At 66.3% G+C, this 23,449-nt stretch carries 23 protein-coding genes; 12 read left to right on the top strand and 11 right to left on the bottom strand.

The features are described 5' to 3' along the window. Positions 1–11 precede the first annotated feature (11 nt). Both AAFN84_RS17100 and AAFN84_RS17095 read left to right on the top strand, forming a co-directional pair. The gene (locus AAFN84_RS17100; protein ID WP_347515847.1) at positions 12–965 is read left to right on the top strand and encodes a tripartite tricarboxylate transporter substrate-binding protein; all 954 of its coding nucleotides are present in this window, start codon (positions 12–14) and stop codon (positions 963–965) included. 60 nt (positions 966–1,025) lie between these two features. Next, a complete protein-coding gene (locus AAFN84_RS17095) occupies positions 1,026–1,751 on the top strand; it encodes an RraA family protein (protein WP_347515846.1) in 726 nt (241 codons plus the stop codon). Between the two features lie 35 nt (positions 1,752–1,786). On the opposite strand, the gene AAFN84_RS17090 is transcribed toward AAFN84_RS17095, so the two are convergent. Then, a complete protein-coding gene (locus AAFN84_RS17090; protein ID WP_347515845.1) occupies positions 1,787–2,572 on the bottom strand; it encodes an IclR family transcriptional regulator in 786 nt (261 codons plus the stop codon). Positions 2,573–2,664: 92 nt separating this feature from the next. Here AAFN84_RS17090 and AAFN84_RS17085 point away from each other — a divergent pair, with 92 nt between their 5' ends. Genes AAFN84_RS17085 through AAFN84_RS17055 form a run of 7 tightly spaced genes read left to right on the top strand, consistent with a single transcriptional unit; the run spans position 2,665 to position 9,333 of the window. After that, on the top strand, positions 2,665–3,846 hold the full coding sequence (locus AAFN84_RS17085; RefSeq protein WP_347515844.1) for an acyl-CoA dehydrogenase family protein: 1,182 nt from the start codon (positions 2,665–2,667) through the stop codon (positions 3,844–3,846). Positions 3,847–3,848: 2 nt separating this feature from the next. After that, complete coding sequence (locus AAFN84_RS17080) at positions 3,849–4,622, top strand: enoyl-CoA hydratase/isomerase family protein (RefSeq protein WP_347515843.1); 774 nt, start codon at positions 3,849–3,851, stop codon at positions 4,620–4,622. Position 4,623: 1 nt separating this feature from the next. Next, positions 4,624–5,820 (top strand): CoA transferase, encoded by a 1,197-nt coding sequence (locus AAFN84_RS17075; protein WP_347515842.1) that lies wholly within the window; start codon positions 4,624–4,626, stop codon positions 5,818–5,820. Then, positions 5,820–6,944, top strand: a complete 1,125-nt coding sequence (locus AAFN84_RS17070; protein WP_347515841.1) for a thiolase family protein — start codon at positions 5,820–5,822, stop codon at positions 6,942–6,944. The genes AAFN84_RS17075 and AAFN84_RS17070 overlap by 1 nt, the downstream gene beginning before the upstream one ends. Next, positions 6,941–7,363 (top strand): OB-fold domain-containing protein, encoded by a 423-nt coding sequence (locus AAFN84_RS17065; RefSeq protein WP_347515840.1) that lies wholly within the window; start codon positions 6,941–6,943, stop codon positions 7,361–7,363. The genes AAFN84_RS17070 and AAFN84_RS17065 overlap by 4 nt, the downstream gene beginning before the upstream one ends. A gap of 21 nt (positions 7,364–7,384) precedes the next feature. Then, positions 7,385–7,831: a tripartite tricarboxylate transporter TctB family protein gene (locus AAFN84_RS17060; RefSeq protein WP_347515839.1), complete on the top strand. Its 447-nt coding sequence runs from the start codon at positions 7,385–7,387 to the stop codon at positions 7,829–7,831. Beyond that, positions 7,831–9,333, top strand: a complete 1,503-nt coding sequence (locus AAFN84_RS17055; RefSeq protein ID WP_347515838.1) for a tripartite tricarboxylate transporter permease — start codon at positions 7,831–7,833, stop codon at positions 9,331–9,333. Before AAFN84_RS17060 ends, AAFN84_RS17055 begins: the two co-directional genes overlap by 1 nt. Before the next feature lie 105 nt (positions 9,334–9,438). Here AAFN84_RS17055 and AAFN84_RS17050 read toward each other — a convergent pair whose 3' ends face one another. The 3 genes from AAFN84_RS17050 to AAFN84_RS17040 form a co-directional block, all read right to left on the bottom strand. Then, positions 9,439–10,575, bottom strand: coding sequence for a TAXI family TRAP transporter solute-binding subunit (locus AAFN84_RS17050; protein ID WP_347515837.1), 1,137 nt, complete (start codon positions 10,573–10,575; stop codon positions 9,439–9,441). A 126-nt stretch (positions 10,576–10,701) separates the two neighbouring features. Next, complete coding sequence (locus tag AAFN84_RS17045) at positions 10,702–12,132, bottom strand: aldehyde dehydrogenase family protein (protein WP_347515836.1); 1,431 nt, start codon at positions 12,130–12,132, stop codon at positions 10,702–10,704. Between the two features lie 105 nt (positions 12,133–12,237). Beyond that, entirely contained in the window at positions 12,238–13,290 is a 1,053-nt protein-coding gene (locus tag AAFN84_RS17040) for an Ldh family oxidoreductase (protein WP_347515835.1), read from the bottom strand. Between the two features lie 183 nt (positions 13,291–13,473). On the opposite strand from AAFN84_RS17040, the gene AAFN84_RS17035 reads away from it, so the two are divergent. Genes AAFN84_RS17035 through AAFN84_RS17025 form a run of 3 tightly spaced genes read left to right on the top strand, consistent with a single transcriptional unit; the run spans position 13,474 to position 15,481 of the window. Further along, the gene (locus AAFN84_RS17035) at positions 13,474–14,343 is read left to right on the top strand and encodes a fumarate hydratase (RefSeq protein ID WP_347515834.1); all 870 of its coding nucleotides are present in this window, start codon (positions 13,474–13,476) and stop codon (positions 14,341–14,343) included. Further along, entirely contained in the window at positions 14,336–14,995 is a 660-nt protein-coding gene (locus AAFN84_RS17030) for a fumarate hydratase C-terminal domain-containing protein (protein ID WP_347515833.1), read from the top strand. Before AAFN84_RS17035 ends, AAFN84_RS17030 begins: the two co-directional genes overlap by 8 nt. A 39-nt stretch (positions 14,996–15,034) precedes the next feature. Further along, positions 15,035–15,481 (top strand): MaoC family dehydratase, encoded by a 447-nt coding sequence (locus AAFN84_RS17025; RefSeq protein WP_347515832.1) that lies wholly within the window; start codon positions 15,035–15,037, stop codon positions 15,479–15,481. 6 nt (positions 15,482–15,487) lie between these two features. Here the strand turns inward: AAFN84_RS17025 and AAFN84_RS17020 are convergent, their stop codons facing one another. The 7 genes from AAFN84_RS17020 to AAFN84_RS16990 form a co-directional block, all read right to left on the bottom strand. Further along, on the bottom strand, positions 15,488–16,249 hold the full coding sequence (locus tag AAFN84_RS17020; protein WP_347515831.1) for an SDR family oxidoreductase: 762 nt from the start codon (positions 16,247–16,249) through the stop codon (positions 15,488–15,490). Beyond that, on the bottom strand, positions 16,246–17,778 hold the full coding sequence (locus AAFN84_RS17015) for an AMP-binding protein (protein WP_347515830.1): 1,533 nt from the start codon (positions 17,776–17,778) through the stop codon (positions 16,246–16,248). Before AAFN84_RS17015 ends, AAFN84_RS17020 begins: the two co-directional genes overlap by 4 nt. Positions 17,779–17,790: 12 nt before the next feature. Next, entirely contained in the window at positions 17,791–18,249 is a 459-nt protein-coding gene (locus tag AAFN84_RS17010) for a MaoC family dehydratase (protein WP_347515829.1), read from the bottom strand. Continuing rightward, the gene (locus tag AAFN84_RS17005) at positions 18,249–19,277 is read right to left on the bottom strand and encodes an NAD(P)H-quinone oxidoreductase (RefSeq protein WP_347515828.1); all 1,029 of its coding nucleotides are present in this window, start codon (positions 19,275–19,277) and stop codon (positions 18,249–18,251) included. The genes AAFN84_RS17010 and AAFN84_RS17005 overlap by 1 nt, the downstream gene beginning before the upstream one ends. A 29-nt stretch (positions 19,278–19,306) precedes the next feature. Continuing rightward, positions 19,307–20,290 carry a fumarylacetoacetate hydrolase family protein gene (locus AAFN84_RS17000; RefSeq protein ID WP_347515827.1) on the bottom strand — a complete coding sequence of 328 codons (984 nt, stop codon included), beginning with the start codon at positions 20,288–20,290 and terminating at the stop codon, positions 19,307–19,309. Between the two features lie 27 nt (positions 20,291–20,317). Next, positions 20,318–22,321, bottom strand: a complete 2,004-nt coding sequence (locus AAFN84_RS16995) for a TRAP transporter permease (protein WP_347515825.1) — start codon at positions 22,319–22,321, stop codon at positions 20,318–20,320. A gap of 75 nt (positions 22,322–22,396) precedes the next feature. Continuing rightward, on the bottom strand, positions 22,397–23,368 hold the full coding sequence (locus AAFN84_RS16990) for a DUF6282 family protein (RefSeq protein ID WP_347515824.1): 972 nt from the start codon (positions 23,366–23,368) through the stop codon (positions 22,397–22,399). Positions 23,369–23,449: the final 81 nt, after the last annotated feature.

Raw genomic sequence — 23,449 nt, 5'->3', positions numbered from 1 at the left:
AGGAACTACCGATGAAATATCTGATGACGGCCGCGCTCGCGGCGGTAATTCTCGCCGGTCCGGCGGCTGCGCAAGACTATCCCTCGAAGGCGGTAACCATCGTCGTGCCCTACAGCCCATCGGGCTCCGCCGACCCTGTGGCGCGCTTCATTGCCGGCGAATTGCAGGAAAAGTGGGGGCAGCCAGTGGTGATCGAGAACCGGCCGGGCGCCGGCGCAACGATCGGCACCGCCTATGTGGCGACGGCGCCCGCCGACGGCTACACCATCATGCTGACCACCTCGGCCTACACCACCGCGCCGGCGGTCTACGACGACTTGCCGTATGATCCGATCAACGACCTGAAGGCGGTCGCGCTGCCGGCGACGTCGCAGTTCGTCGTCACTGCCGGTCCCGAATTCGAAGCCGACTCGCTCTCCGAACTGATGGAGATCGCCGATGACAGGGAATATTTCCTCGCCACGGCGGGCCTGGGCAGCTCGACGCATTTCGCCGGCGAACTGCTGTCCGCCGCGATCGGGCTCAACGCGGTGCCGGTCCATTATCCCGGCGGCAGTGACGCCATGGTCGACCTGATGGGCGGCCGTGCCGACATCTATGTCGGCTCCGCCACGGCGGTGCTCGGCAATGTGAAGGGCGGTCAGATCAAGGCCCTTGGCGTGTTCGGCGCAGAGAGGGCAGACGCCTTGCCTGACGTGGCCTCGACCGAGGAGCTGGGCATCAAGGGTGCAAGCTCCGGTTTCTGGCTCGGCGTGTTCGCTCCGGGCGAGACCAGCGACGAAATCGTCGAGAAGATCAACGCCGACATGATCGAGGTGCTTTCGACCGAAGAGGGCAAGGCGTTTCTCGCCACGCTCGACTCCACGCTGAGCACCATGTCGCCGGCGGAAGTCAGCGAGCTAGTCGCCGCCGAGATCGACCAGTGGAAGGTCCTGGCCGCCGACCGCGGCATCAAGGCCGAGTGACACGCGACAGGTGACCGGCATCCGCCGGTCACCCTCCCTCTCAATTTTGGGTCGAACGACATGAAACGCCTCACAGGCAAGATCGACGCTGCCCGCATTCGCAGCATGGATACGCCGCGCCCGCCGGACGGCATCATCGAGCGCATTCGCGCCATCGGCTGCGACACCAGCCTTCTTTCCGATGCGATGGACGATCTGGGGATCACCGGCACGCTCCCGGCATCGAGCTATCGGCCGACGCTGGACGGTTCCCTTATCGCTGGGCCCGCGCTCACCGTTCGCAACGTGGCGGCTTCGGGCGAGGTCTCACCGCTGCAGCGCGCGACGACCGGCCGCAACGGCATGGCCGAGATGGAAGCGCACAACCTGGCTTCGCCCGGTGACGTGCTCGTCATCGAAGGCGTCGAGGGCCTGTCCAACATGGGCGGCATTTCTGCGATGATCGCCAAGCGCCACGGCGTCGTCGGCGCCATCATTAAGGGCGGCATCCGCGATGTCGGGCACTCGCGCGCCGAGGGCTTCCCCGTCTGGGCCACAGAGATCAGCCCGCTGACCGGCAAATGGCGCATCGAGACCGTCGAGATCAACGGACCGGTGGCGCTGGACAACGTGCTGGTGCGCTGCGGCGACATCGTGGTGGCCGACGACACCGGCGTATGCATCCTGCCGCCCGACCGTGCCGAGGAGATCGTCGAGAAGGCGGAAGCTCAAAAGGCGCTCGAAGCGGTGCGGATCGAGGCCGTTCGGGCCGGAACCCACGTGGCGGACCTGCCGAAGAAGATCTGATGATCCTGCTGCCTGAAATCGCTGCGCGGCCAGCCCTAGATCGGGCCGAGTTCAGCCGCGTTGCGGAAACTCGTCCCGCCGAGGCTCACCGTCGCCTCCTCGGCGAGTTCGAGAACGCGCGCGCCGTAGACGGGCATGTCCTCGGCGCGCAGCTCTGTCTCGCTGGCCGTCAGAACGATCGAACCGAGCGGCATCGGGCGGTTGGTCCACACCGGCGCGGCAACCGAGTTCATGCCCTTGCGCACGCCGCTTTGCGAGACGGCGTATCGATCGCGGCGCACCTGCTTGACCAGCGCGTCGAGCGCATCCTGGGTGATGCCGTCGAAGCGGACATGGCCGCTCCAGTCGGTCGCCGGCTGGGTCAGGGCATTGCGCATGCGGGCCGGCAGGTAGGGCACGATCGACTTGCCGGAAGCGGTTGCGGTGATTGCCACCTTGCGGCCGGGCTCGGCCGAATGCGGCCGGCCCCGCGCGCCTTCAACCCGATCCAGATAGATGACGAAGGGCGGCGCGGCGAGCGCGAAGAAGCAGGTCAGCCCCGTCACATGCGCGCCCAGCCGCAGCGTTGGATGAATGCGGCGCCGCGCGGCGTTGTCGGCGATGGAGCGCATGCCGAGTTCCCACAGGGAGAATGTGAGCTGGTACTTGCGCGCGGTGTCCACCTTCTCAGCGTAGCCGGCCGTAACCAGGGCCGACAAAAGTCGCTGAACTGCGCTCTGGTTCATGTCCAGGCTGCGCGACAACTCCGACAGGCCGCGGGGTGTGTCGCTGTGAGCGAGCGCTTCCAGGACACGCAGTCCCTTGATCAATGTCTGGCTCATCGTTTTCCCCGCGGGCCTCAATCCAATGCGTCGATATACGATGCAATATGTCAAATCTCGATAAGGAAAGTCCAGTCCATGGCGGCGGTGTCATGAGCTTTGAAACCGGCACGGCGGTGCGCGACCGAGAGGAAAGCGGCGCCTGGGAGCTTCCCGAACATCTGGTCATGCTACGCGAGACGCTGCGCCGCTTCATGCGCGCCGAGGTCGAACCCGTCGAAGCGCGGCAGCCGCATGACAGCTACGCACTGCCGGCGGACGAGCTGGAAGCGCTGCGGGTCAAGGCGCGTGCCGCCGGCCTGTGGTGCCTGGCATCGCCGGAAGAATTCGGCGGTGGCGGCCTTGGCCTTCTCGGCCAGGTCATCGTCGCGGAGGAAGCGGCCAAGTGCCGGATGGGCGCCTATGTGCCCGCCTGCGGCGCGTTCGGCATCGACCCGCCCTCGGTCATCTGGCTGGGTTCCAGGGCACAGCAGGAGAAATACGGCGTTGGCGGCATCAAGGGCGGCAAGAAGAACTTCGTCGCCATCTCGGAAGCCGCCGGCGGCTCAGATCCCGCCCGCAAGATCGAGACGAGGGCGGTCCTCGACGGCGACCATTACGTCATCAACGGCACCAAGCTGTGGATTACCGGCGCCGACAAGGCCGACTGGGGCATCGTCTTCGCGCGCACAGAAACCGGCATCACCGCGCTGATCGTCGATCGCGAGACCCCCGGGATCGAATGCCGCGAGATCGGCGTCATCCGCTCCTATGCGCCCTACGAGGTCCATTTCAAGGATGTCCGCGTGCCGGTCGAGAACCGCCTGGGAGATGAGGGCCAGGGCTTCGCCATCTGCCAGAAATGGCTGGTGCATGCCCGCGTGCCCTATGCGGCGGGCGTCATCGGCATCGGGCAGGAGGCGCTACGCATCGCCATCGACTATGCGCGCACACGCAACGTCCACAAGTCGCTGCTGGCCGACAAGCAGGCCATCCAGTGGATGGTCGCCGACAGCGAGATGGAGCTGCGCGCCGCGCGCCTTCTCGTCTACCAGGCGGCGTGGAACGGCGTCCTCGGCCGCGACATCAAGACCGATGCGTCGATCGCCAAGGTTGTCGCCACGGAAACCGCTGGTCGGGTCGTCGACCGCTGCATCCAGATTCTCGGCGCCATGGGCGTTTCCCGCGAGATGCCGCTGGAGCGCTGGTATCGCGAACTTCGCATCAAACGCATCGGCGAGGGTCCATCCGAAGTGCATCGGATGGTTCTGGCCAGGGAACTCCTGAGGAACTGACCATGTCCATCGATCTCGACCTCCATGAGGGGGTGGCCACCATCACCATCAACCGGCCCGAAAGCCGAAACGCGCTCGACGCAGAGCACTACGCAGGCCTGTCGCGGGCATGGACGGAGGTGCGCGACAATCCGGAAATCCGCGTCGCGGTCATCACCGGGGCCGGCGACAAGGCGTTTTGCGCCGGCGCGGACCTGAAGACCTGGATCGGCCGCGAGCAGCCCTTGTCCGAGATGTGGCTGACGCAGAAGGACCAGCTTCTCAACCGCGGACTGGAAGTGTGGAAGCCGGTGATCGCCGCCATCAACGGCGTCTGCGTCGGCGGGGGGACCACGCTGCTGCTCGGCACCGACCTGCGCGTCGCGGTTCCCGAGGCGCGCTTTGGCCTCGCGGAGGTCAAGCGCGGCATCATCGCCGCCAATGGCGGCACGCAGCGCATCATGCGCCAGCTACCGCACGCCATCGCAATGGAGATGGTGCTGCTGGGCGAAACGATGGACGCCGAGACCGCGCTGCGCTGGGGCTTCGTCAACAAGGTGGTGCCGCGCGACGAGCTGATGTCGGCAGCGCAGGAAATGGCCGCGCGCATCAGCGCCAATGCACCGCTCGCCGTCCAGGCGGCCAAGGAACTGGCGCTGCGCTCCTACGAGATGGGCCTGTCCGAGGGCCTGCGCATGGAGCAGTTCGTCAATCGTATCCTGTCGAAGTCGGAGGATTCGGGACGTGCCCGCGAGGCCTTTGCCGAGAAGCGCAAGCCCGAGTTCAAGGGAGACTGAGATGGCCGGCGAACTGCCTCTCGCAGGCATCAGGGTCCTCGACCTGACGCAGATCTACAATGGTCCCTACGCCACCTTCCTGATGGCGATGGCGGGTGCGGAAGTGATCAAGGTCGAGCCGATCGGTGGTGAGTATCTGCGCCGCCGTGACGCCTCGTCGGGCGCCGCCATGCCGTTCGCCATGCTCAACGCCTGCAAGGATTCGATCTCGCTCAACCTGAAGTCGGCGCGCGGACGCGAGCTGTTCCTGGAGCTGGTCGATACCGCCGATGTCGTGGCCGAGAACTATTCGCCCGGCGTGATGGACAGGCTCGACCTCGGCTGGGAGACGCTGTCGGCGCGCAATCCCCGTCTCATCGTGGCCAGCGGGTCCGGCTATGGTCAGGACGGCGCCTACCAGGACATGATGGCGATGGACCTGACCGTGCAGGCGATGTCCGGGCTGATGAGCGTCACCGGAAATGCCGACGGCCCGCCGATGAAGTCGGGCGCGGCGGTGTGCGACTTCGGCGGCGGCATCCACATGTACGGGGCGATCATGACGGCGCTGTTCGAGCGCGAACGCACTGGGCGCGGCAGCCGCATCGACATCGCGATGCTGGATTCGGTGCTGATGACGATGGCGTCGAATATCGGCATGCTGTTCGGCGCGCGCAAGGATATCCCGCTGCGCACCGGCAACCGCCATGGCGGCTTGAGCCTGTGTCCCTACAGCGTCTATCCGACCAGCGACGGGCATATCGCGGTCATCTGCAACGCCGAGCGCCACTGGGCCGCGCTCGCCCGCTGCATGGGCCGCGAAGAGCTTGCGACCGACCCACGCACGCTGACCAACCGCGAGCGGGTGACGAACATGGATTTCGTCGACACCACGATTTCCGCCTTCACCGCCACCCGCACCACAGAGGAGCTCGCGGCGATGCTGCGGGCTGCCCGCGTGCCGAGCGCGCCGGTGCGCGACCTGCCCGACGTGCTGGCCGACGAAGCGCTGCACGAGCGCGGCCTGCTGGTCAGAGTCGAGCACCCGGACTTCGGCACGGTCAGCCTTCCCCGCTCGCCGATCCGGCTCGGCGGCGACGCCCGCCAGGCCGACTACCGTGTCAGCCCGGCCTATGCGCGCGACAATGGCCGCATTTATGGAGAGCTGGGCTACGACGGCGGCGCCGTCGAGAAACTTCAGGAATCAGGAGTGATCTGATGCGCGCAAACGTATCCATAACCGGCGTCGGCCACACGAAATGGGGCAAGCATCCCGGTCGCGACCGCATCTCCCTGATCGTCGAGGCGGCAGCCAACGCGATCGAGGATGCCGGGCTCGAAAAGGACGAGATCGACGCGGTGCTGGTCAAAATGGCCAATTCCGCGCCGACGATCCTCTACGGCCAGAAGGTCGCCGAAGCGCTCGGCCTGCGGCCGTCAATCGGCCTTTCGCTCGACCAGGGGGGAGCTGCCTGCGGCAGCCTCTTGTCCTATGCCGCCATGGCGATCGAGGCCGGCATGATCAACAATGCGCTGATCTGCTATGGCGACACGCCGCGTACCGGCTCGCGCGCCGTCTACCATCGCCCGCGTGGCGATGATGCGGTCATGGGCTGGTATTCTGTCGCGGCAGGTTACGCCATGATCCACCAGGCCTATCGGCAGACCTATGCGCCCAAGGACGAGGAGTTCGGCATCATCGCCGTGCAGACGCGAGCGCATGGGGCGGAAAATCCCAACGCCCACCTGCGTGTGCCGCTGTCGATGGACGACTACCTGGCCGGCGACTGCCTCGTCGAGCCGCTGCGCCGAGACGATTGCTGCCTGGTTTCAGATGGCGGTGCCGCGCTGGTGGTCGGCGCCACCGGCAAGGCCCGCAACCGCAGCCGCGCCGTTCCGGTGCTCGGCTTCGGACAAGGGCAGGAGAGCTGGGAGGTGCATCTGCGTCCCGACCTCCTGAAGACGAAGGCGCAGGATTCCGCCGAGATGGCCTTCAGGATGGCCGGGATTTCGCGCGACCAGATCGATTTCGCCCAGCTTTACGACTGCTTCACGGTCACCGTGCTGCAGACGCTGGAGGATTACGGGCTCGCCCCGCGCGGCCAATCAGGCGCCAAGGCGCTGTCGGAAGGCATTGGCCTCGACGGCTGGCTGCCGCTCAACACGTCCGGCGGCTTGCTGTCGGAATCTGGCACCCCCGGCCTGCAGCTCATCATCGAGGCGGTGCGCCAGCTTCGCGGCGAAGCCACGCTGCAGGTGAAGCAGCCCGCCTACGGCCTGGTGTCCAACCAGGGCGGCACCATGCACACCCATGCCACTCTCATCTTCGGAGCACCGCAATGAGTTTCCCCGCGCCCGAGATTACCGACGTGAATCGGCCCTACTGGGAGGGGCTGGCCGAAGGATCGCTGCGCTACAAGCACTGCCTGAAATGCGACAGCGACTGGCTGCCCGCGCGCTCGCACTGCCCGCACTGCCTGTCCGACAAGACGGAGTGGCGCGCATCGGCCGGACGCGGCAAGGTGGTTTCCTGGATCGTCTACCGCAAGGCCTATGCGCCACATCTGGAGAGCAAGGTCCCCTACGACGTCACCATCGTGGAACTGGAGGAGGGGCCGCGGCTGTTGACCAACGTGGTCGACTCCGAAGCCGGCCAGAAGCTCGCGGTCGGCACTGCCGTGGCGCTCGCGATCCAGGAAGAAGAAGGGTTTCACCTTCCCCGCTTCCGGCTCGCCGAGGGCGGGGACATGGCGCAGGCCTGACCACAACCCGGGAGGAATGCAATGCTCAAGCTGGACAAGACCGACCTCGTTTCGGGCCTGATACTGGTCGCCATCGGGCTCTACTTCACGGTCGGGGCGCTCGACTACCGGATGGGCACGCTCACCCGCATGGGGCCGGGCTTCATCCCCGTCAGCCTCGGCGTGGTCTGCATCGTCCTTGGCCTCGCGGTCGGCATCGTCTCGCTCGGCCGTGAAGGCGCGCTGCCGGAGGTCCACTGGCGGGCGGTGGTGCCGGTCATCGCCAGCATCGCGGCCTTCGCGCTCATCCTTCCGCGCGCCGGCATGCTGCCGGCAATCGCCGTCACCGTGGGCATCGCCGCCCTGGCGTCGCCGCGGTCGCGGCCGCTTCCCACCGCCCTCGTGGCGCTCTGCGTCGGGCTGCTTTTGTGGGTCGGCTTCATCAAGATACTCGGCATGCCCATCCCCGTTCTCAGGAGCCCGTTCTAATGTCCCTGATCGACAATATCGTCCTGGGCTTCGGCACGGCGCTATCGCCGATGAACCTGCTCTACTGTTTCATCGGCGTGTTCATGGGCACGCTGCTGGGCGCGCTGCCCGGTATCGGCGCGCTTGCGGCCGTGTCGATGCTGCTGCCGATCACCATCGGCCTCGACCCGACCACCGCGCTGGTGATGCTGGCCGGCGTCTATTACGGCTCCGAATATGGCGGCTCCACCTCGTCGATCCTGCTCAACCTGCCCGGCACCCCCACCAACGCCGTCACCTGCCTCGACGGTTATCCGATGGCCCAGCAGGGCCGCGCCGGGGTGGCGTTGTTTTCGACCACCATCGCCTCATTCTTTGGTGGCACGATCGGCGTCATCGGGCTCTACACGCTGTCGCCCTATCTCGCCGGTTGGGCGATCGCCTTCGGACCGGCGGACTATTTCGCGCTAATGATTACCGGGCTGGTGGCGGCTTCCGTCACCCAGGACGCGCCGCTCAAGGGCCTGTCCATGGTGGTGTTCGGGCTCCTGCTGGGAACCGTCGGCACCGATGTCGACAGCGGCGTCGCGCGCTATCACCTGGGCTATCTGGAACTGCGCGACGGGATCAGCTTCATCGCGTTGGCCATGGGGCTTTTCGGCGTCTCCGAGATCATCCTGTCGTTGCGCGCCGGCAGCGAGGACAGGGTGGTCGAAAATGTCACGCTGCGCTCCATGCTGCCGACCCGCGACGACTGGAAGCGCTCCTGGTTGCCCGCTATCCGCGGCACCACGATCGGCAGCATCTTCGGCATCCTGCCCGGCACGGGTCCGACGATCGCAACCTTCATGGGCTATTCGCTCGAAAAGAAGCTTGCCAAGGACCCTTCGCGCTTCGGCAAAGGGGCAATCGAGGGCGTGGTTTCGCCTGAGGCCGCCAACAATGCCGGCGCCCAGATGGCGTTCATCCCGACGCTGTCGCTCGGAATTCCCGGCAGCGCAGTGATGGCCGTGATGCTCGGCACGCTGATCATGAACGGCATCGCGCCGGGGCCGCAGCTCATGCAGACACATCCCGAGGTCGTATGGGGCCTGGCCGCGAGCTTCTGGGTCGGCAACGTGCTGCTCGTGATCCTCAATATCCCGATGATCGGGTTGTGGGTGCGGATGCTCAAGATCCCCTATCAGTTGCTGTTTCCGGCGATCCTGGTGCTGATCTGCGTCGGCGTCTACACCGTTCGCGCCAGCACCTTCGACATCTTCCTGGTGCTTCTGTTCGGCGTCATCGGCTATGTGCTGCGGCTCATGCGCTTCCAGCTCGCCCCGGTGCTGATCGGCTTCATCCTCGGCCCGATGATCGAGCAGAACTTCAAACGCGCGATGCTCTTCGCGCGGGGCGACGCGACGCAGATCCTTACCGATCCGCTGCCCGGCATTCTCCTGGCCCTGTCGCTCGGCCTGATCGTCTGGTCCGTCTACAAGTCCGTGCGCAGGCGCGACGAGCCGCTCGAAGAGACCGCCTGACTTCGTTAGCTCAACGAGAAAGCCCGCGATCCCTTGCCGGGGTCGCGGGCTTCTTCGTTTTTCAAATGCGGACTAGGCAAGAACGGCCCGCCCGGTCGACGCGACCTATTCGTAGGTCGGCAGGTCAGCGGCTTCCAGCGCCGTGCGGCGCTCTTCCAGCCAGCGCTCGGTCTTCTCGCCTTCCGCGACGTCGGCGACCTTCTCCCATGTCGAGGTAAGAAGTTCCTGGCGGGCGATGAGCTCGTCGTTGTGGGCCTGGGCTTCGTCGCTCCACAGGCCCTTTTCCTTCCAGAACCGGACTGCGCCTTCATGGTAGGGCACGACCCACTGGAAATCCTGCCGGTCCTCGGACCAGCCGACCATGCCGGCTTCGATCTTGACGTAGTTGTCGAACTGCTCGTTGATCGCCCGGGTCAGGTTATAGACGAGGTCTTCGTCCTGATCGGGATAGGCGACGACCACCGGGAATGGGAAGCCGGCACATTCGACCGGGTTCTCTTCCGACATGTTCGGTCCGAGCGTGCCCTTGCGCGGGGAGAACTGCGGCTTGACCGCCTGCAGGCGCTCCCAGCCTTCGGTGTTCGAGACCGGCAACGGCATCCACTTCAGGCCCGCCGGCGAGGACGCCGCCTGCTGGGCGAGACCGCCGGTAGTCAGCGTGGTGATCGCGTCGACCTGGCCGTTGACCAGCGCTTCCCATGATGCGCCGAAGCTCGCGACCTCGACGCTCTCGACGTCGTCCCAGGTCAAGCCGCCGAAGGCGAGGAAGCCCGCGACGTTGCTCTGCAGCGCCGGCGCGCCGACGACGAGCGCGACGCGCTTGCCCTTCAGGTCTTCGACAGTCTCGATGCCCGCATCGCCGCGCAGCGCCATGGTGAAGCAGTTGTCGGAGTTGGAGCCGACAAGCATGCGCAGCGGCTGCGGCCCGATCTCCGGCGCCGAGAAGGCTTCCGTGCCCTCGACGGCGTTGAAGGATTCGGAGCCGACGACGCCGAACTGGACGCGTCCCTGCTGCAGCGGGATGAAGCGTGCGACGTCGGACGTTGCCGGCAGGACGCGCAGCGACGTGTCGTAGGCATTGCCCAGCGCGGTGCCGAGCGCCACGGCCTGGTTGTACGAGGCCGCGCCGACGTCATAGGACGTGACCGCGAGCGTGCCCGGAAGCTCGACCTCTTGCGCATGAACCAACGACGAGGTGGTGGTGAGCAGCAGAAGCGTGGCGGCAGCGCCTAGTCTTCTCATTGCGTTCATTTGGTTTCCTCCCAAAAGTGTCTGGAGCGCCGCATGGAGCGGGCTGGGTTTCTGATTATCGGTCGGCCCGGTGATCCACAAACCCCCCGGGCCGCCATTCCATCCTGCGAAACGGTGTCAGCCCCCGGGGAAGCCGAGAAGCGCCTTCACTTCCAGGTATTCTTCGAAGCCGTGCACGCCGAATTCCCGGCCATTGCCCGACTGCTTGTAGCCGCCAAAGGGCAGGCTGCGGTCAAACGAGGCGCCGTTGAAATAGACGCGGCCGGCACGGATGCGGTTGGCGACGCGGCGCGCCCGCTCGGCGTCGTTCGACTGGACAAAGCCGGCCAGCCCGAAGGGCGTCGCATTGGCGATCTCGATCGCCTCGTCCTCGGTGTCGTAGGTCATCATCGACAGGACGGGGCCGAACACCTCCTCACGGGCGATCCGCATCTGCGGCGTCACGTCGGCGAATACGGTCGGGCGGACGTAATAGCCGCGATTGACCTCAGCCGGCCGGCCCGGCCCACCGGCAACCAAGGTCGCGCCCTCCGTGATGCCGGACTGGATCAGGTCCTGGACCTTGTCGTACTGGCCCTGGCTGACGAGCGGCCCCATCGTGGTGGCGGGGTCGGTCGGGTCGCCGAGCCTGATCGTCTCGATCGCGCCCCGGGCAGCCTCGACCGCGGCGTCGCGCTGCGAGCGATGCACCAGCATGCGCGTTGGTGACTGGCAGTTCTGCCCGCCATTGGTGTTGCAGGCGTGGACGCCGGCCGCCACCGAGGCGGCGATGTCGGCGTCAGTCAGGATGATGTTGGCCGACTTGCCGCCGAGTTCCTGCGCCACCCGCTTCACCGTATCGGCCGCCAGCTTGGCGACCCGGATGCCGGCGCCGGTCGAGCCGGTGAACGACACCATGTCGATCTCTGGATGGGCGGCGATCGCCTCGCCGACGGTCGGGCCGTCGCCATTGACGAGATTGAACACGCCCGCCGGTACGCCCGCTTCGTGGATGATCTCGGCCAGCGCCATGGCGCTGAGCGGTGCCATCTCGCTCGGCTTCAGCACGACGGTGCAGCCGGTCGCCAGCGCGGGGGCAACCTTGGAGGCCACCTGGTTCAGCGGCCAGTTCCATGGCGTGATCAGCCCGCACACGCCGATCGGTTCGCGCCGGACGATGCCGACGCCCTCGGGCCGCTCGAACTCGTAGCGGGCGAGCACGCGCAGCGCTTCCTCGAAATGGAACAGCGCCACGGTCGCCTGGCGCTCGGTGGCGAAGGTGATCGGCGCGCCCATCTCCATGGTCATGGTGCGGGCGAGTTCCGGCAAGCGCGCCCGGAAGCCTGCGACGATGCGCTCGAGTAGCCCCATCCGATACTCCCGCGTGGTCTCGGAGAAGCTGGCGAAGGCGCGGCGTGCCGCTTGTGCAGCGCGGTCGACGTCGGCGGCGCTGCCGAGGCTGATGCGCCCGACGGCCTCCTCTGTGGCCGGATTGACGATCGCCAGCGACTTCGGCTGCGCCGGCGGCGTCCATTTGCCATCGATGTAGAAGTTCAGCGCCTCGTTCATGCGTCCTCCGGAATTAGCAAGGCCAGTTCGTATCTCATCCTAGGCGGGCGGTTGGACCTGGCAATGACTCGCTCCACCCGTTTCGCCAGACGAACGCCGCGCATCTCACGGCGCGCCGAGCAGCGGCGGTGGGCCGCCCGTCTCGGCCGAAAGTGCATCGAGGTCGCGCACGAGCGTGCGCGGCACCGTGATCATACCGCCTGCATCGCGTTCGGCAGCGAGCTTGCGGTCTCCCGGCAGCGCTGTGCCCTCGTCCGCCAATATGGCGCCCGCCAATGCCGCGACACGCTCGGCATAAGGCTGCGTCAGGCCGAAATGCACGGGGTCGATCCCCAGCAGCAACCACGAGCAATCGGCGGGCGAAGCCGGGTCGCCATACATCGGCGCGAGCTCTGCCCCGGCCGATCCGCCGGCCAGCGCGCAGAGGAAGTCGACCATCAGCGCCAGGCCGAAGCCTTTGGCGCCCGCCGCCGGCAGCAGCATGCCGCGCACCGCTTCCGCGGCATCGGTCGTGGGACGCCCGGTGGCATCCAGCGCCCAGCCTTCCGGGATAGCCTCGCCGCGTTCGGCCGCAAGCCTGACCTTGCCCATCGCCACCGCGCTCATCGCCATGTCGAAGACGATCGGCTCCCTGCCGGCCATCGGCACGGCGATCGCCAGCGGATTATTGCCGACGACAGCACGGCTACCGCCAGGTGCAGGCAGCATCGGGCGCGAATTGCACATAGCGATGCCGATCAGGCCGGCGTCGGCGGCGACCCGGGCGTGGCGTCCCGCTATCCCGAAATGCGTCGCGGCACGCACGGCGGCGGCGCCCATCCCATGGGTTCGGGCGGTTGCCACGGCCTGGTCCATAGCCTGCTGCGCCACCGCATGCCCAAGCGCGAGGCCGGCATCGAACACCGTCACCGCGCCGCTCTCATGCACGCGTTTCAGTTCGGCGTTACCGGAGATCGTGCCCGCGCGTAGTCGACGCAGATATGTCGTTGCCTGCAGCATGCCGTGCGAGCCTGTGGCTTGCAGGTCGGCCTCGACAAGAGCCTCGGCAACTGTGGTCGCGGCATCGCTGGCCGCGCCGGCCGCGACGAACAGGTCGGCGAGATAGAGCCGCGCGCGTGATGCCTCGATCTCGACCCTGTCGTCCGGTTCGTTCGCCATAACGCCATCCCTCCTCGACATCATGGCGAAGCCGTGGCCCAAACGGCGGGCGCGGTCAAATCCGCGGCTGCGCCCATGGCCGCCCGTTTCACCAAGCGGAATGCGCCGAGGGGTGGTTTGCGTGGTCGCACCGGAGGCTCTACGAGCGCGGTTGCCGGCCTGCGCCGGTCCAGGGAGGTTGCTGTGGCGATAACATACGACGTCGTGAGGCAGGTCGCGCGCGACCTCTATGGCTGGTCGTTGAAGAAGGTTCCAGACGACACGCTCGCGGCGCTGGCCGATGCGCGGGCGCGCGAGACCAATCCGACCTCACAGCGCACGCTGGATTTCATGCAGGCGGCCGCCCGCGCCGCCGAACGCGAGGACCGCCATGCCTGTTCGGATGCCGGCTTCCCGACCTACTTCGTCAAGATGGGCACGCGGCTGACGCTCGACGGCGACATCCGCAGGGCTTTCGTCGACGGTTTCGCGGACCTTGTCGCAACGATCCAGCCACCGATCCTCAAATTCATCACGCACCCGCTGACGCTCGAACGCAGCTACGAAGGCAAGGACATGCCGATCGTATCCTTCGATGTCGCCGACGGTGCCGACTACATGGAAATCACCTGTTCGCCCAAGGCGCTCGGCTCAGGCCGCTGGGCCGACCTCAAGGTGTTTTCCTATCCGACGCTCGCCGACATCGAAGCCTATGTGATGGAGTGCGTCATGGAGGCGGGCTCGCAGCATTGCCCCCCGGTGGTGATCGGCATCGGCATCGGCGGCTCGTTCGACAACGCCGCCAAGCTCGCCAAGATGTCGACGCTGCGCCGCATCGGCACCAAGCATGCCGACCCGATGGTCAGCGACATGGAAGACCGGCTTCTGGCGGCGGTCAACAAGACCGGCTTCGGCCCGATGGGCACCGGCGGCGACACCACCGCGCTCGCTGTCCATGTCGACTATTCCCACGGCCATGGCTTCGTGCCGGTGGCAGTGTGCTTCAACTGCTGGATCAACCGCCGCACGACGGCGCGCATCCACGGGAACGGAAGGGTGGAACGCGTTGAGTGAACCCCACACCATTCGTCGTCTCACCCTGCCGCTGTCGCGCGACGAGGCGCGATCGCTGACGCTTGGCGAGACCGTTATGCTCGACGGCGAGGTCACCATGACGGCCGGTTTCCCGACCCACCAGCGCATTGCAAAGGCGCTTGACGAAGGTGGGGAGCTGCCGTTGCCAATGGCAAATGGCGCCTTCTTCCACATGGGCAGTTCGTGCCGGCAGGAAGGCGGGCGCTGGGTGACGAACTACGTCAATCCGACGACCTCGACCCGCTTCGATGACTACATGCCCGGCATCGTACGCCGGCTCGGACTGACGGCGACCGGCGGCAAGGGCGGTATGGGACGCGCCTGCGTCGAGGCGCTGCGGGACGTCGGCTGCGTCTATTTCTCGATGCCCGGCGGCGCGTCGCCGCTGTTGAGCATCGGCGCGGTCGAGCGGCTCCAGACCGGCTGGGACGACCTGATCGAGCAGTTCAGGCTGTCGCGCTTCCGGCTCGACGGTTTCGGCCCGGTCACGGTGGCGATCGATGCTCATGGCAACAGCATGTACGAGGTGCTGCAGGATGGCGCGGCGGCGCGCATGCCGCAGATCCTCGAAGAACTCGAGCAGGCGCGCCGGGAATCGGCCGCACGCCTCGCCGCGGCAAAACGCGGCTGACACCACCTCAATTCAAGTCTGAACCGGAAAGGATGGCCCGTGCGGCGCTATTTCGAAGATTTCTCCATCGGCGAGACCTGGACCAGCAAGACCGTGACGCTCAGCGAGGACGATATCATCCGCTATGCGCGCGAGAACGATCCGCAGCCGATCCACACCGATCCCGAGAAGGCCGCTGCCGGCCGGTTCGGCACGGTCATCGCCAGTGGCTGGCAGATAGCCGCACTGTCGATGCGGCTCTTCGTCGAGGCCGGCGGCTATGGCGAAACGCCGATGGTCGGCCTCGGTATCGACGAATTGCGCTGGCGCCGCCCGGTGCGGCCCGGCGACACGCTGCAGGTGACGCGCGAAGTGGCCGCAACCGAGCGCCACAAGACGAAACCCGAATACGGCATCATCCGTACCAAGGTGACGGTGACCAACCAGGACGGGGAAGCCGTGATGACGCTTGTCACGCTCGGCCAGGTCCCGGCCCGCCCGACTTAGCTCCGCCTAAATATGCCGGCCTTCGTCGACCGGCACGACGATGCCCGTCGACGATGTCAGGTGGGTGATGCAGGCAAGCACGGCGGCGGCGACGTCGTCGGCGCCGGTGATCTTGCGCAATGGCATCTTTTCGGCCAGCGCCTCGAGCTGTGCGTGCGTTCGGCCGGGCACGAAGTCGGTATCGACGCCCGCCGGCGAAACGGAGAAAACCCTTATCTTCGGCGCAAGCACCTTGGCGAGGCCGATGGTCAGCGTGTCGAGCCCGCCCTTGGCCGCGCAATAGGCGAGGCTGGAGCCGACACCGGTGCGCGCGGCGATCGACGACACGTTGACGATGACGGCGTTGTCGCCGCGTTCGAGAAGCGGGCGAAAGGCGCGCACCACGGCAAACGGCCCGCGCAGATTGACGCTGACAATGCGGTCGAAGATCTCGTCGCTGAGGCCGTCGAGGTCGTTCGCCGGCACCGGCTGCGTCGCGCCGCCATTGTTGACCAGCACGTCGAGCCGGCCGAAGCGCTGCTCGATCGCCGCGGCAGCCTCGCTGACGCTGGCGGAATCATCGATCGCGACACGCAGCGCCATGTGGTCCTCGCCGGGCAGTGAACGCACCACATCCTCGGCTGCATCGCGGCGGCTGTTGTAGCCGACCACGACGGTGGCGCCGAGCGATGCCAGCCGCATTGCGGTGGCGCGGCCGATACCGCTGCTGGCGCCGGTGACCAGCGCGATGCCTGGTCCCGATGCCGCGGATTTGCCCGCTTCGTTCATGCGCTCTTCTCCCAATATGGCTGGCGAAGCTCCTGCTTGAGGATCTTGCCGGCATTGTTGCGCGGCAGGTCCCCGCGTATCTCGATCGCCGAAAGGCGCTGGTTGCGCCCGACCTGGCCGTTGACCCATTCCAGCAGCGTTTCGGGCGCCAGCGTCGCGCCGCTTCTGGAGACCACCAGCCCGAGCGGCGTCTCGCCCCAGGCCTCGCTCGGAATGCCGATCACCGCGGCTTCGGCGACGTCCGGGTGGCCCAGCAGCTTCTCCTCAAGGTCGGAGGCGTAGATGTTGAAGCCGCCGGAGATGATCATGTCCTTCTTGCGGTCGAGCAGGACGAGGAACCCGTCCTCGTCGAACATGCCGATGTCGCCGGTGCGATGATAAAGGGTTCCTTCGCCGTCGCGCCAGTAGAAGGCGCGGTTGGCGTCCTCGTTGCGGAAATAGCCCGACATCATCGTCGCCGAGCGGCCGATGATTTCGCCGCGCTCGCCGGAAGGCAGCGCGTTTCCGGCATCGTCAATGATGCGGATGTCGTTGCCGGCGGCAGGCCTTCCGACCGTATGAGCCTTTTCGGGAAAGGCCGACAGGTCGAGGATGCAGGTGCAGCCGCCTTCGGTCAGGCCGTAGACTTCGAGGAAACGGCCGGGCCAGCGGGCGAGGATGTCACGCTTGTCGGCGGCGGGAAGCGGCGCGCCGGTGCACTGCTTGACCTTGAAGGCGGAAAGATCGTGCGTGCCGAAGGTCGGTGCCGCGAGGATGCGCCGGTACTGCACCGGCACCAGCATGGTGTGGGTGACGCCCTCGCGCTCGGCCAGTTCGAGATAGGTCCCGGCATCGAATTTCGCCATCAGCACGACGCGGCCACCATGGAACAGCGACGCCAGCATCGGCATCAGCGTGGTGTTCGAGTAGAGCGGCGTCGCCAGCAGCATGGTGCTCGACGCATCCACGCCGAACAGTGCGCGCGCCGCCTGCCGGTAGCGCATGGCGTGCGAATGGACGATGCCCTTGGCGCGTCCGGTGGTGCCGGAGCTGTAGATGATGTTGAACGGTGTTTCGGGCGACGGCGCGATGGCCTCGGGCAGCGGTGCCGCGCCATCGGTGAAGTCCCTCGGCAGGCCGACTGCGTCATCGGCGCCGATGACGACGATACGGCCCGGGTGATCCGCCGCCAGCAGCGGGCGGTATCCGTCCTGCACGAAGATCAGCTCCGGCTCGCAGTCGGCCAGCATGCCGGCCAGCGCGTCGGGGTGGGCGGAGACGGGCAGCGGCACGGCGCAGCCGCCGGCAGCGACGATGCCGAGATAAGCGACGACGAGCGATGTGCTCACCGTGCCCAGCAGTGCGACGCGCCCGACCGGGCCGTCGCTGGCAGCCGCGATCGCGCCCGCCGCGCCGAGCACCTCGCGGCGCAGCTCACCCCAGCTCAGCGTCTGGGCTCCACACGTCACCGCCGGATCGGCGGGCCGGTCGAGGCCATGGCGCAGAATTGTCGCGACGAGGAGGCCTTCGTCGGTGTCGGCGTGCGTCACGGTCGTCCTCCTTCAGGGGTTCTCGATTAGCAGGATGTGCCGCGCCACCACGGCCGGTCCTTCCGCGCCATCCAGCTCCATCGCCGCCTCGCAGACGATGCGCGTGCCGCGCGGATGGGGAGCGGCTTCGGCGAGCGTCAGCGCCAACCGCACGCGGCTGCCGACCGGCACCGGCGCGACGAAGCGCAGCTTGTCATAACCGTAATTGAGGCCGCGTCCGCGCTTCTGCACCGTGTAGATGTCGCGCTGCAGGCGCGGCATCAGCGACACCATGTAGAGCCCGTGCGCAATTGTATGGCCGCCCGGCATCTCGCGGCTCGCGCGTTCGATGTCGACATGGATCCAGTGATCGTCTCCGGTCAGGCGGGCGAAATCGTCTATCGCGTCCTGTTTGACCTCGACCCAGTCGGAGTGCCCCAGCCTCTGACCCGCATAGGCGGCGAGGTCGCCGGCATGTTCGACGGTGATCATCAGTTTGCTCCTTGGATCCGCTGGCGTGGCGCGGTCTCCGCCAGGGCGGAATCCAGCGCGAGCACCACCTTGCCGATCTGCTCGTTCTGGTCGAGCAGGCGATGGGCGGAGCGCACGTCTTCAAAGTCGAAGACCTGATGGATGCGCGTCGCGATGCGCCCGCTTTCGAGCAGCGGCCAGACCTGGTCGACCAGTTCCGCCGCGATCCGGCCCTTGTAGGCCGCCGGCCGGGGGCGCAGCGTCGAGCCGGTCAGCGTCAGGCGCCGGCGCACGATGGCGCGGATGTTGACTTCGGCCGTCTCGCCGAGATGGCTGGCGATGAAGACCAGGCGTCCATCCGGCTTGAGGAGGTCGAGTTGCTTCTTGGTGTAGGGGCCTGCCTGCGCGTCGAGCACGACATCGACGCCTGCACCCTCGGTCAGCGCGCGAATATCGTCGTCCCACGGCCCTTTGTAGCTTATCGCGGCATGCGCGCCGATCTCGCGGCAGACGGCCAGCTTCTCGTCGGTGCCCGCTGTGGCGTAGACGGTGGCATCGCGAAGCTGGCGCGCAATCTGGATTGCCGCCATGCCGACGCCGCTCGTGCCGCCCTGGACCAGCAGGGTCTCGCCTTCGGCGAGCCGGCCGAGCCAGATGACGTTGTTCCATGCCGTAAAGTAGACTTCAGGCAGCGAGGCGGCCTCGATGAAGCTGAGCCCGCGCGGTACCGGCATGCACTGCACCGCAGGCACCCGGCAGAATCCGGCATAGCCGCCGCCGTTGACCAGCGCGCAGACGGGGTCGCCGACGGCAAGGCCGGTGACGTCCGGCCCCAATTCCTCGACGATACCGGCCACGTCGAGGCCGAGTATCGGCGACGCGTCGGGCGGCGGCGGGTAGAGCCCCCGCCGCTGCTGGATGTCGGGCCGGTTGACGCCGGCCGCCACCACGCGGATCAGCACCTCGCCAGGTGCAGGCGTCGGGCAGGGCCGCTCGACGATCTGCAGGACCTCCGGCCCTCCGGCACCATCGACCTCGACGACACGCATGCGCTTCACCTCTGCCTTGCCGCTGCCTGTCATTTCCAGGCGTGGACGACCGGGTTGGACAGCCGGCCGAGGCCCTCGATCTCGATGTCGATGACACCGCTCAGCTTGTGCATGTTCACCGAGCGATGGCCGTTGGGGAACTTGCCGACACCCTTGGCCGAGGTGCCGAAGCAGATGACGTCGCCGGGCTCGAGCGTGAAGTAGTTGCTGGCCTCGGCGATCACCTCCTCGATCTTGAAGCGGTAGCTGGCGGTGGAATCGATCGCAAACGGCTCGCCGTCGAACCAGCCCTTCACCTCCAGCGCATTGGGATCGGCAACCTCGTCTGCCGTCGTCAGCCACGGGCCGATGGGGCCGAACGTGTCGGTCGCTTTCGAGCGTGTGTGGTAGACGAAGTAGACGTCGCGGTCGTCTTCCCCGTGCAGGTTGCGCCAGGCGAGGTGATGCGGGCGGATCAGGTCGGGCTCGCGGGTCGTGGCGATCGAATCGAGGCCGAACTTGAGGCCGTGCGAGGTGACGTCGTTGGTGATTGTGTAGCCGAAGATGGCGTCGCGCGCGTCCTCAACCGAAATCTTGCGGCAGCGCTTGCCGATGATGGCGGCGAGCTCGAGCTCGGGGATCGTCTCGCCATAGTGTTCTTCCATGATCACCGGCTTGCCGTGGCCGATCAGGCAGGACGGCGCCTTCAGGAAGAAGTTCGGCACGCCGGCATCACGATGGGCGGACTTGCGGATGCCCATGTTGTTGAACGCGACGCCGAGCACCTTGGACGGTCGGGTCTGTGGCGGCAGCCAGTCGATCGCGCCTTCGTCGAGAGGCTTGGCGCTGCCTTCCTTGACCGCCTTGCGGGCGCGGGCCAGTTCGGCGTCACCGGCTTCGATCAGGTCGTTCATCGATGCCGGTGGGTTGTCCAGCCCGGCGCTCTGATAGAGCTCCGCGAGAAGGACAGTGGCCTCCCCCTTTTGCGCGACGAGTGCGGGGCGGCCGTTGTGATTGATGGTTCCTAGCTTCACGCGATTATCTCCTTGAAAGGGGGGCCGTCAGACGGCGGCGGATTGACGGGCGCTGCGGTTCATCACGTAGGCGGCGCCCACGATCGGAACCGCGATGACAAGTGCCAGCATCAGCAGGTGGACGTCGGTCCAGCCAGGAACCGCATCCCCCGGCAAGGCAACGAGGATGGCGGCAAACATCAAGGCGATGCGCAGCGGCCATGCGTAAGGGCGGCCTTCGAACAGCGGGCCGATGAGTGGCATGTATCCCTGGATGGACCAGGCGAAGATCGCGATGCCGACAATGGCCAGGCAGGTATAGAAAATGATCTCGCTCACGGTTCCTTCCATCAAAAGGGCCGGCTCGAAAACAAAGAAGAACGGGATGAAGTAGATGATGCTGCCCAGCCGCATGGCCTGGAACCCGGTCGCCATCGGCGGCGTCTTGGCGATCGACGCGGCGGCGAAGGCGCCGAGCGCCACGGGCGGGGTGATGAAAGACAGCATGCCCCAGTAGAAGATGAACATGTGCGCTGCCATCTGGCTTATGCCGACCTGGATGAGCGCCGGCGCCAGAAGGATCGCGAGGAAGATATAGGCCGCCGTCGAGGTCATGCCGGTGCCGAGGATCAGGCCGGTGAAGGCGCCCATGAGCAGCAATCCCAGCACGTTGCCGTCCGCGATGCGAAGCAGGTCGTTGACGAGTGTCGCTGCGACGCCGGTCATCGACAGCGCGCCGATGATCATGCCGACGGCGGCGAGAATGGCCACCATGTTGGCGAACAGTGAGCCGAGGTCGTCCAGGAAGCGGCCGACGTCCTTCCAGCCCCAGCGGTGCCTTTTTGAGAAGAGCTGGTTCAGTATGATCAGCAGCGGTGTGGCATAGTAGGGGGCCAGCGCTTCCCGGCGCATCACCAACAGCATGTAGATCAGCACGGCGAAGGCGAAGATGTAGTACCAGCCGTCCTTCAGCGTCTGCCCGACCTTCGGCAGTTCTTCGGCGGGCAAGCCCTTGAGCTTCTCCTTGCCGGCGTATGCGTCGATCTGGATGAACAGGCCGAGGAAATAGAGGAAGGACGGGATGACTGCGGCGAGCGCCACATCGGCGTAGGGCACGTTCATCACGCTGGCCATGACGAAGGCGGTGGCGCCCATCACCGGCGGCATCAGCACACCGCCCGTCGAGGCGCAGGTTTCGACGCCGGCTGCCACCGTGCCGCGAATGCCGGTGCGGCGCATGGCGGGGATCGTCATGACGCCGGTGGTGAGCACGTTGGTGATGACGCTGCCGCTCATCGAGCCGAGCAGGCCGCTGGAGAAGATCGCGACCTTGGCAGGCCCGCCACGGACCTTGCCGAGCAGGGCGAAGGAGAGGTCCATGAAGAATTTGCCCGCGCCCGTCTGCTGCAGCGCCGCGCCGAACAGCAGGAAGCCGATGATCAGCGAGGCGAAGGTGCGCAACGGAATGCCGAGGATGCTTTCCGAGCCCATCGCGTGATAGGCGGCGGTATAGGCGGGGCCAGAGCCGAAGCCGGAAATCGCGGTCGGCAGATATTCGGTATAGACGGGATAGAGCGACATCACGCCGACGATGATCGCAAGCGGCAGCCCGCCGGCGCGGCGCCCCGCCTCCAGCACCAGGAACCACAGGGCGAACGAGAAATAGATCGCCGGTTCCGGCGGCGCCATTTCCCAGCCGCGCAGGGCGATGTTGAGGGCGTTGACGAGGAAGTAGCTGCACACCACCAGGATGGCGACCGCGAGCAGCCAGTCATACCAGGGCGGTGTCAGCGAGCGCGCCGAGGAATTTGCCGGATAAACGAGGAAACAACAGGCAAGCGCCAGGCCGATGATCGCGTAGAAGAAGCGCAGGTCGATCAACGTGTAGCCGACGAAAAACCCGAGGTTGAAGGTCTGGTTGATCGACAGCACCAGGATCAGCGCCGCGATGATGCGCACCGTCCAGCGCGGCAGGCCAGCGATCTCGCGCGGGCCGGATTCGAATTGCGACGCGTCCACGGGCTGCGGAGCGATTGCGTCCGTCTGGGTCATGCGTTCCTCCCGGATGCATGATGCATCCTATGTCCTCAAGCGCCCTTCGGCGTCCGCAATCGTTCTATCGACGCGCTAGGCGACTTCAAGCCCGATCAGCTTCGAGGGATTGTCGCGCACCATCAGGCGCACCTCGGCCTCCGTGAAGCCGAGCGCGAGGCACATCTTGATGGCCTGGCGCATGCCTTCGACCGGTGTTGGGTTGTCGACCTGCCCGAGGTCGGAGCCGATCGACGAATGCTCGACGCCCGCGGCGAGGATGTGCTCCTTCAGCTCCTGCGGCGGGAACACGTTGAAGCGGGAGTCGACGTAGAGGCAGGCGGACTGCTCGATCAGTGCGCCAAACTGCGCCAGCTCGGTGATGTCCTCATAGGTGAAGTGCAGGCCGTACATCGGATGGTTGACCAGCAGCCGCTTGACGCCGCGCTTCTTGGCCTCTTCGAAGAGCTTCCAGATTTCCCAGACATGCAGATGGCCCGACGACAGGATCGCGTTGAACTCGGCGATCGAATCGAGGATCTGCTTCACCTCGTCGAGGATTTCGCCATAGGCGTCGACCACGGTGATGCCGGGCGACGGCTTCAACTGGACGTTGGAGGCCAGGCGCGACTTGCGGTGCGAACTGCGGATGTGGTTCGCCGACTGTGCCGTCGGCATCCATATCAGCTTCGCGCCCTGCTTGAGCTGCGCGTCGACCACGAAGGGGTTGAGGCCGCCGGTGCTGTTGTTGAGCACCAGGCCACCGAACATCGCTACGTTCAGATGGCCGAGCACGCGGTCCATGATCGGGATGAACGGCGCGACCGAATAGTGGTGGTCCTTGAACATGATGCCGCGCATGCCGGCCGCCGCCGCCTGTTCGACGGCCTGGAAATGGTCGACTTGGCGCGGCATGGTGGATGGGCCGGAATGGACGTGAAGGTCGACGGCACCCTGCATCAGGCCATCGACGATGGCGTCGTCGATCGTGGAAATGAGGTCGCGTGCCGCCTCGCGGTTGCTTGCCGATGCCATGCCGGTCTCCTTCTTGTCAGGCGGTATTGCCATAGAGCTTGACTCCTTTCGGTCACAACTTATCAAGGACCGCATTTCGGCAGGTGGAACGCGAGAGGCGATGCGAGGCAGATA

This window comes from Mesorhizobium sp. CAU 1741 (genome assembly GCF_039839275.1).
Classification (GTDB): Bacteria; Pseudomonadota; Alphaproteobacteria; order Rhizobiales; family Rhizobiaceae; genus Aerobium.
The sequence above is the reverse complement of the archived record's forward strand: the minus strand, read 5'-3'. Positions and strand labels throughout refer to the sequence as shown.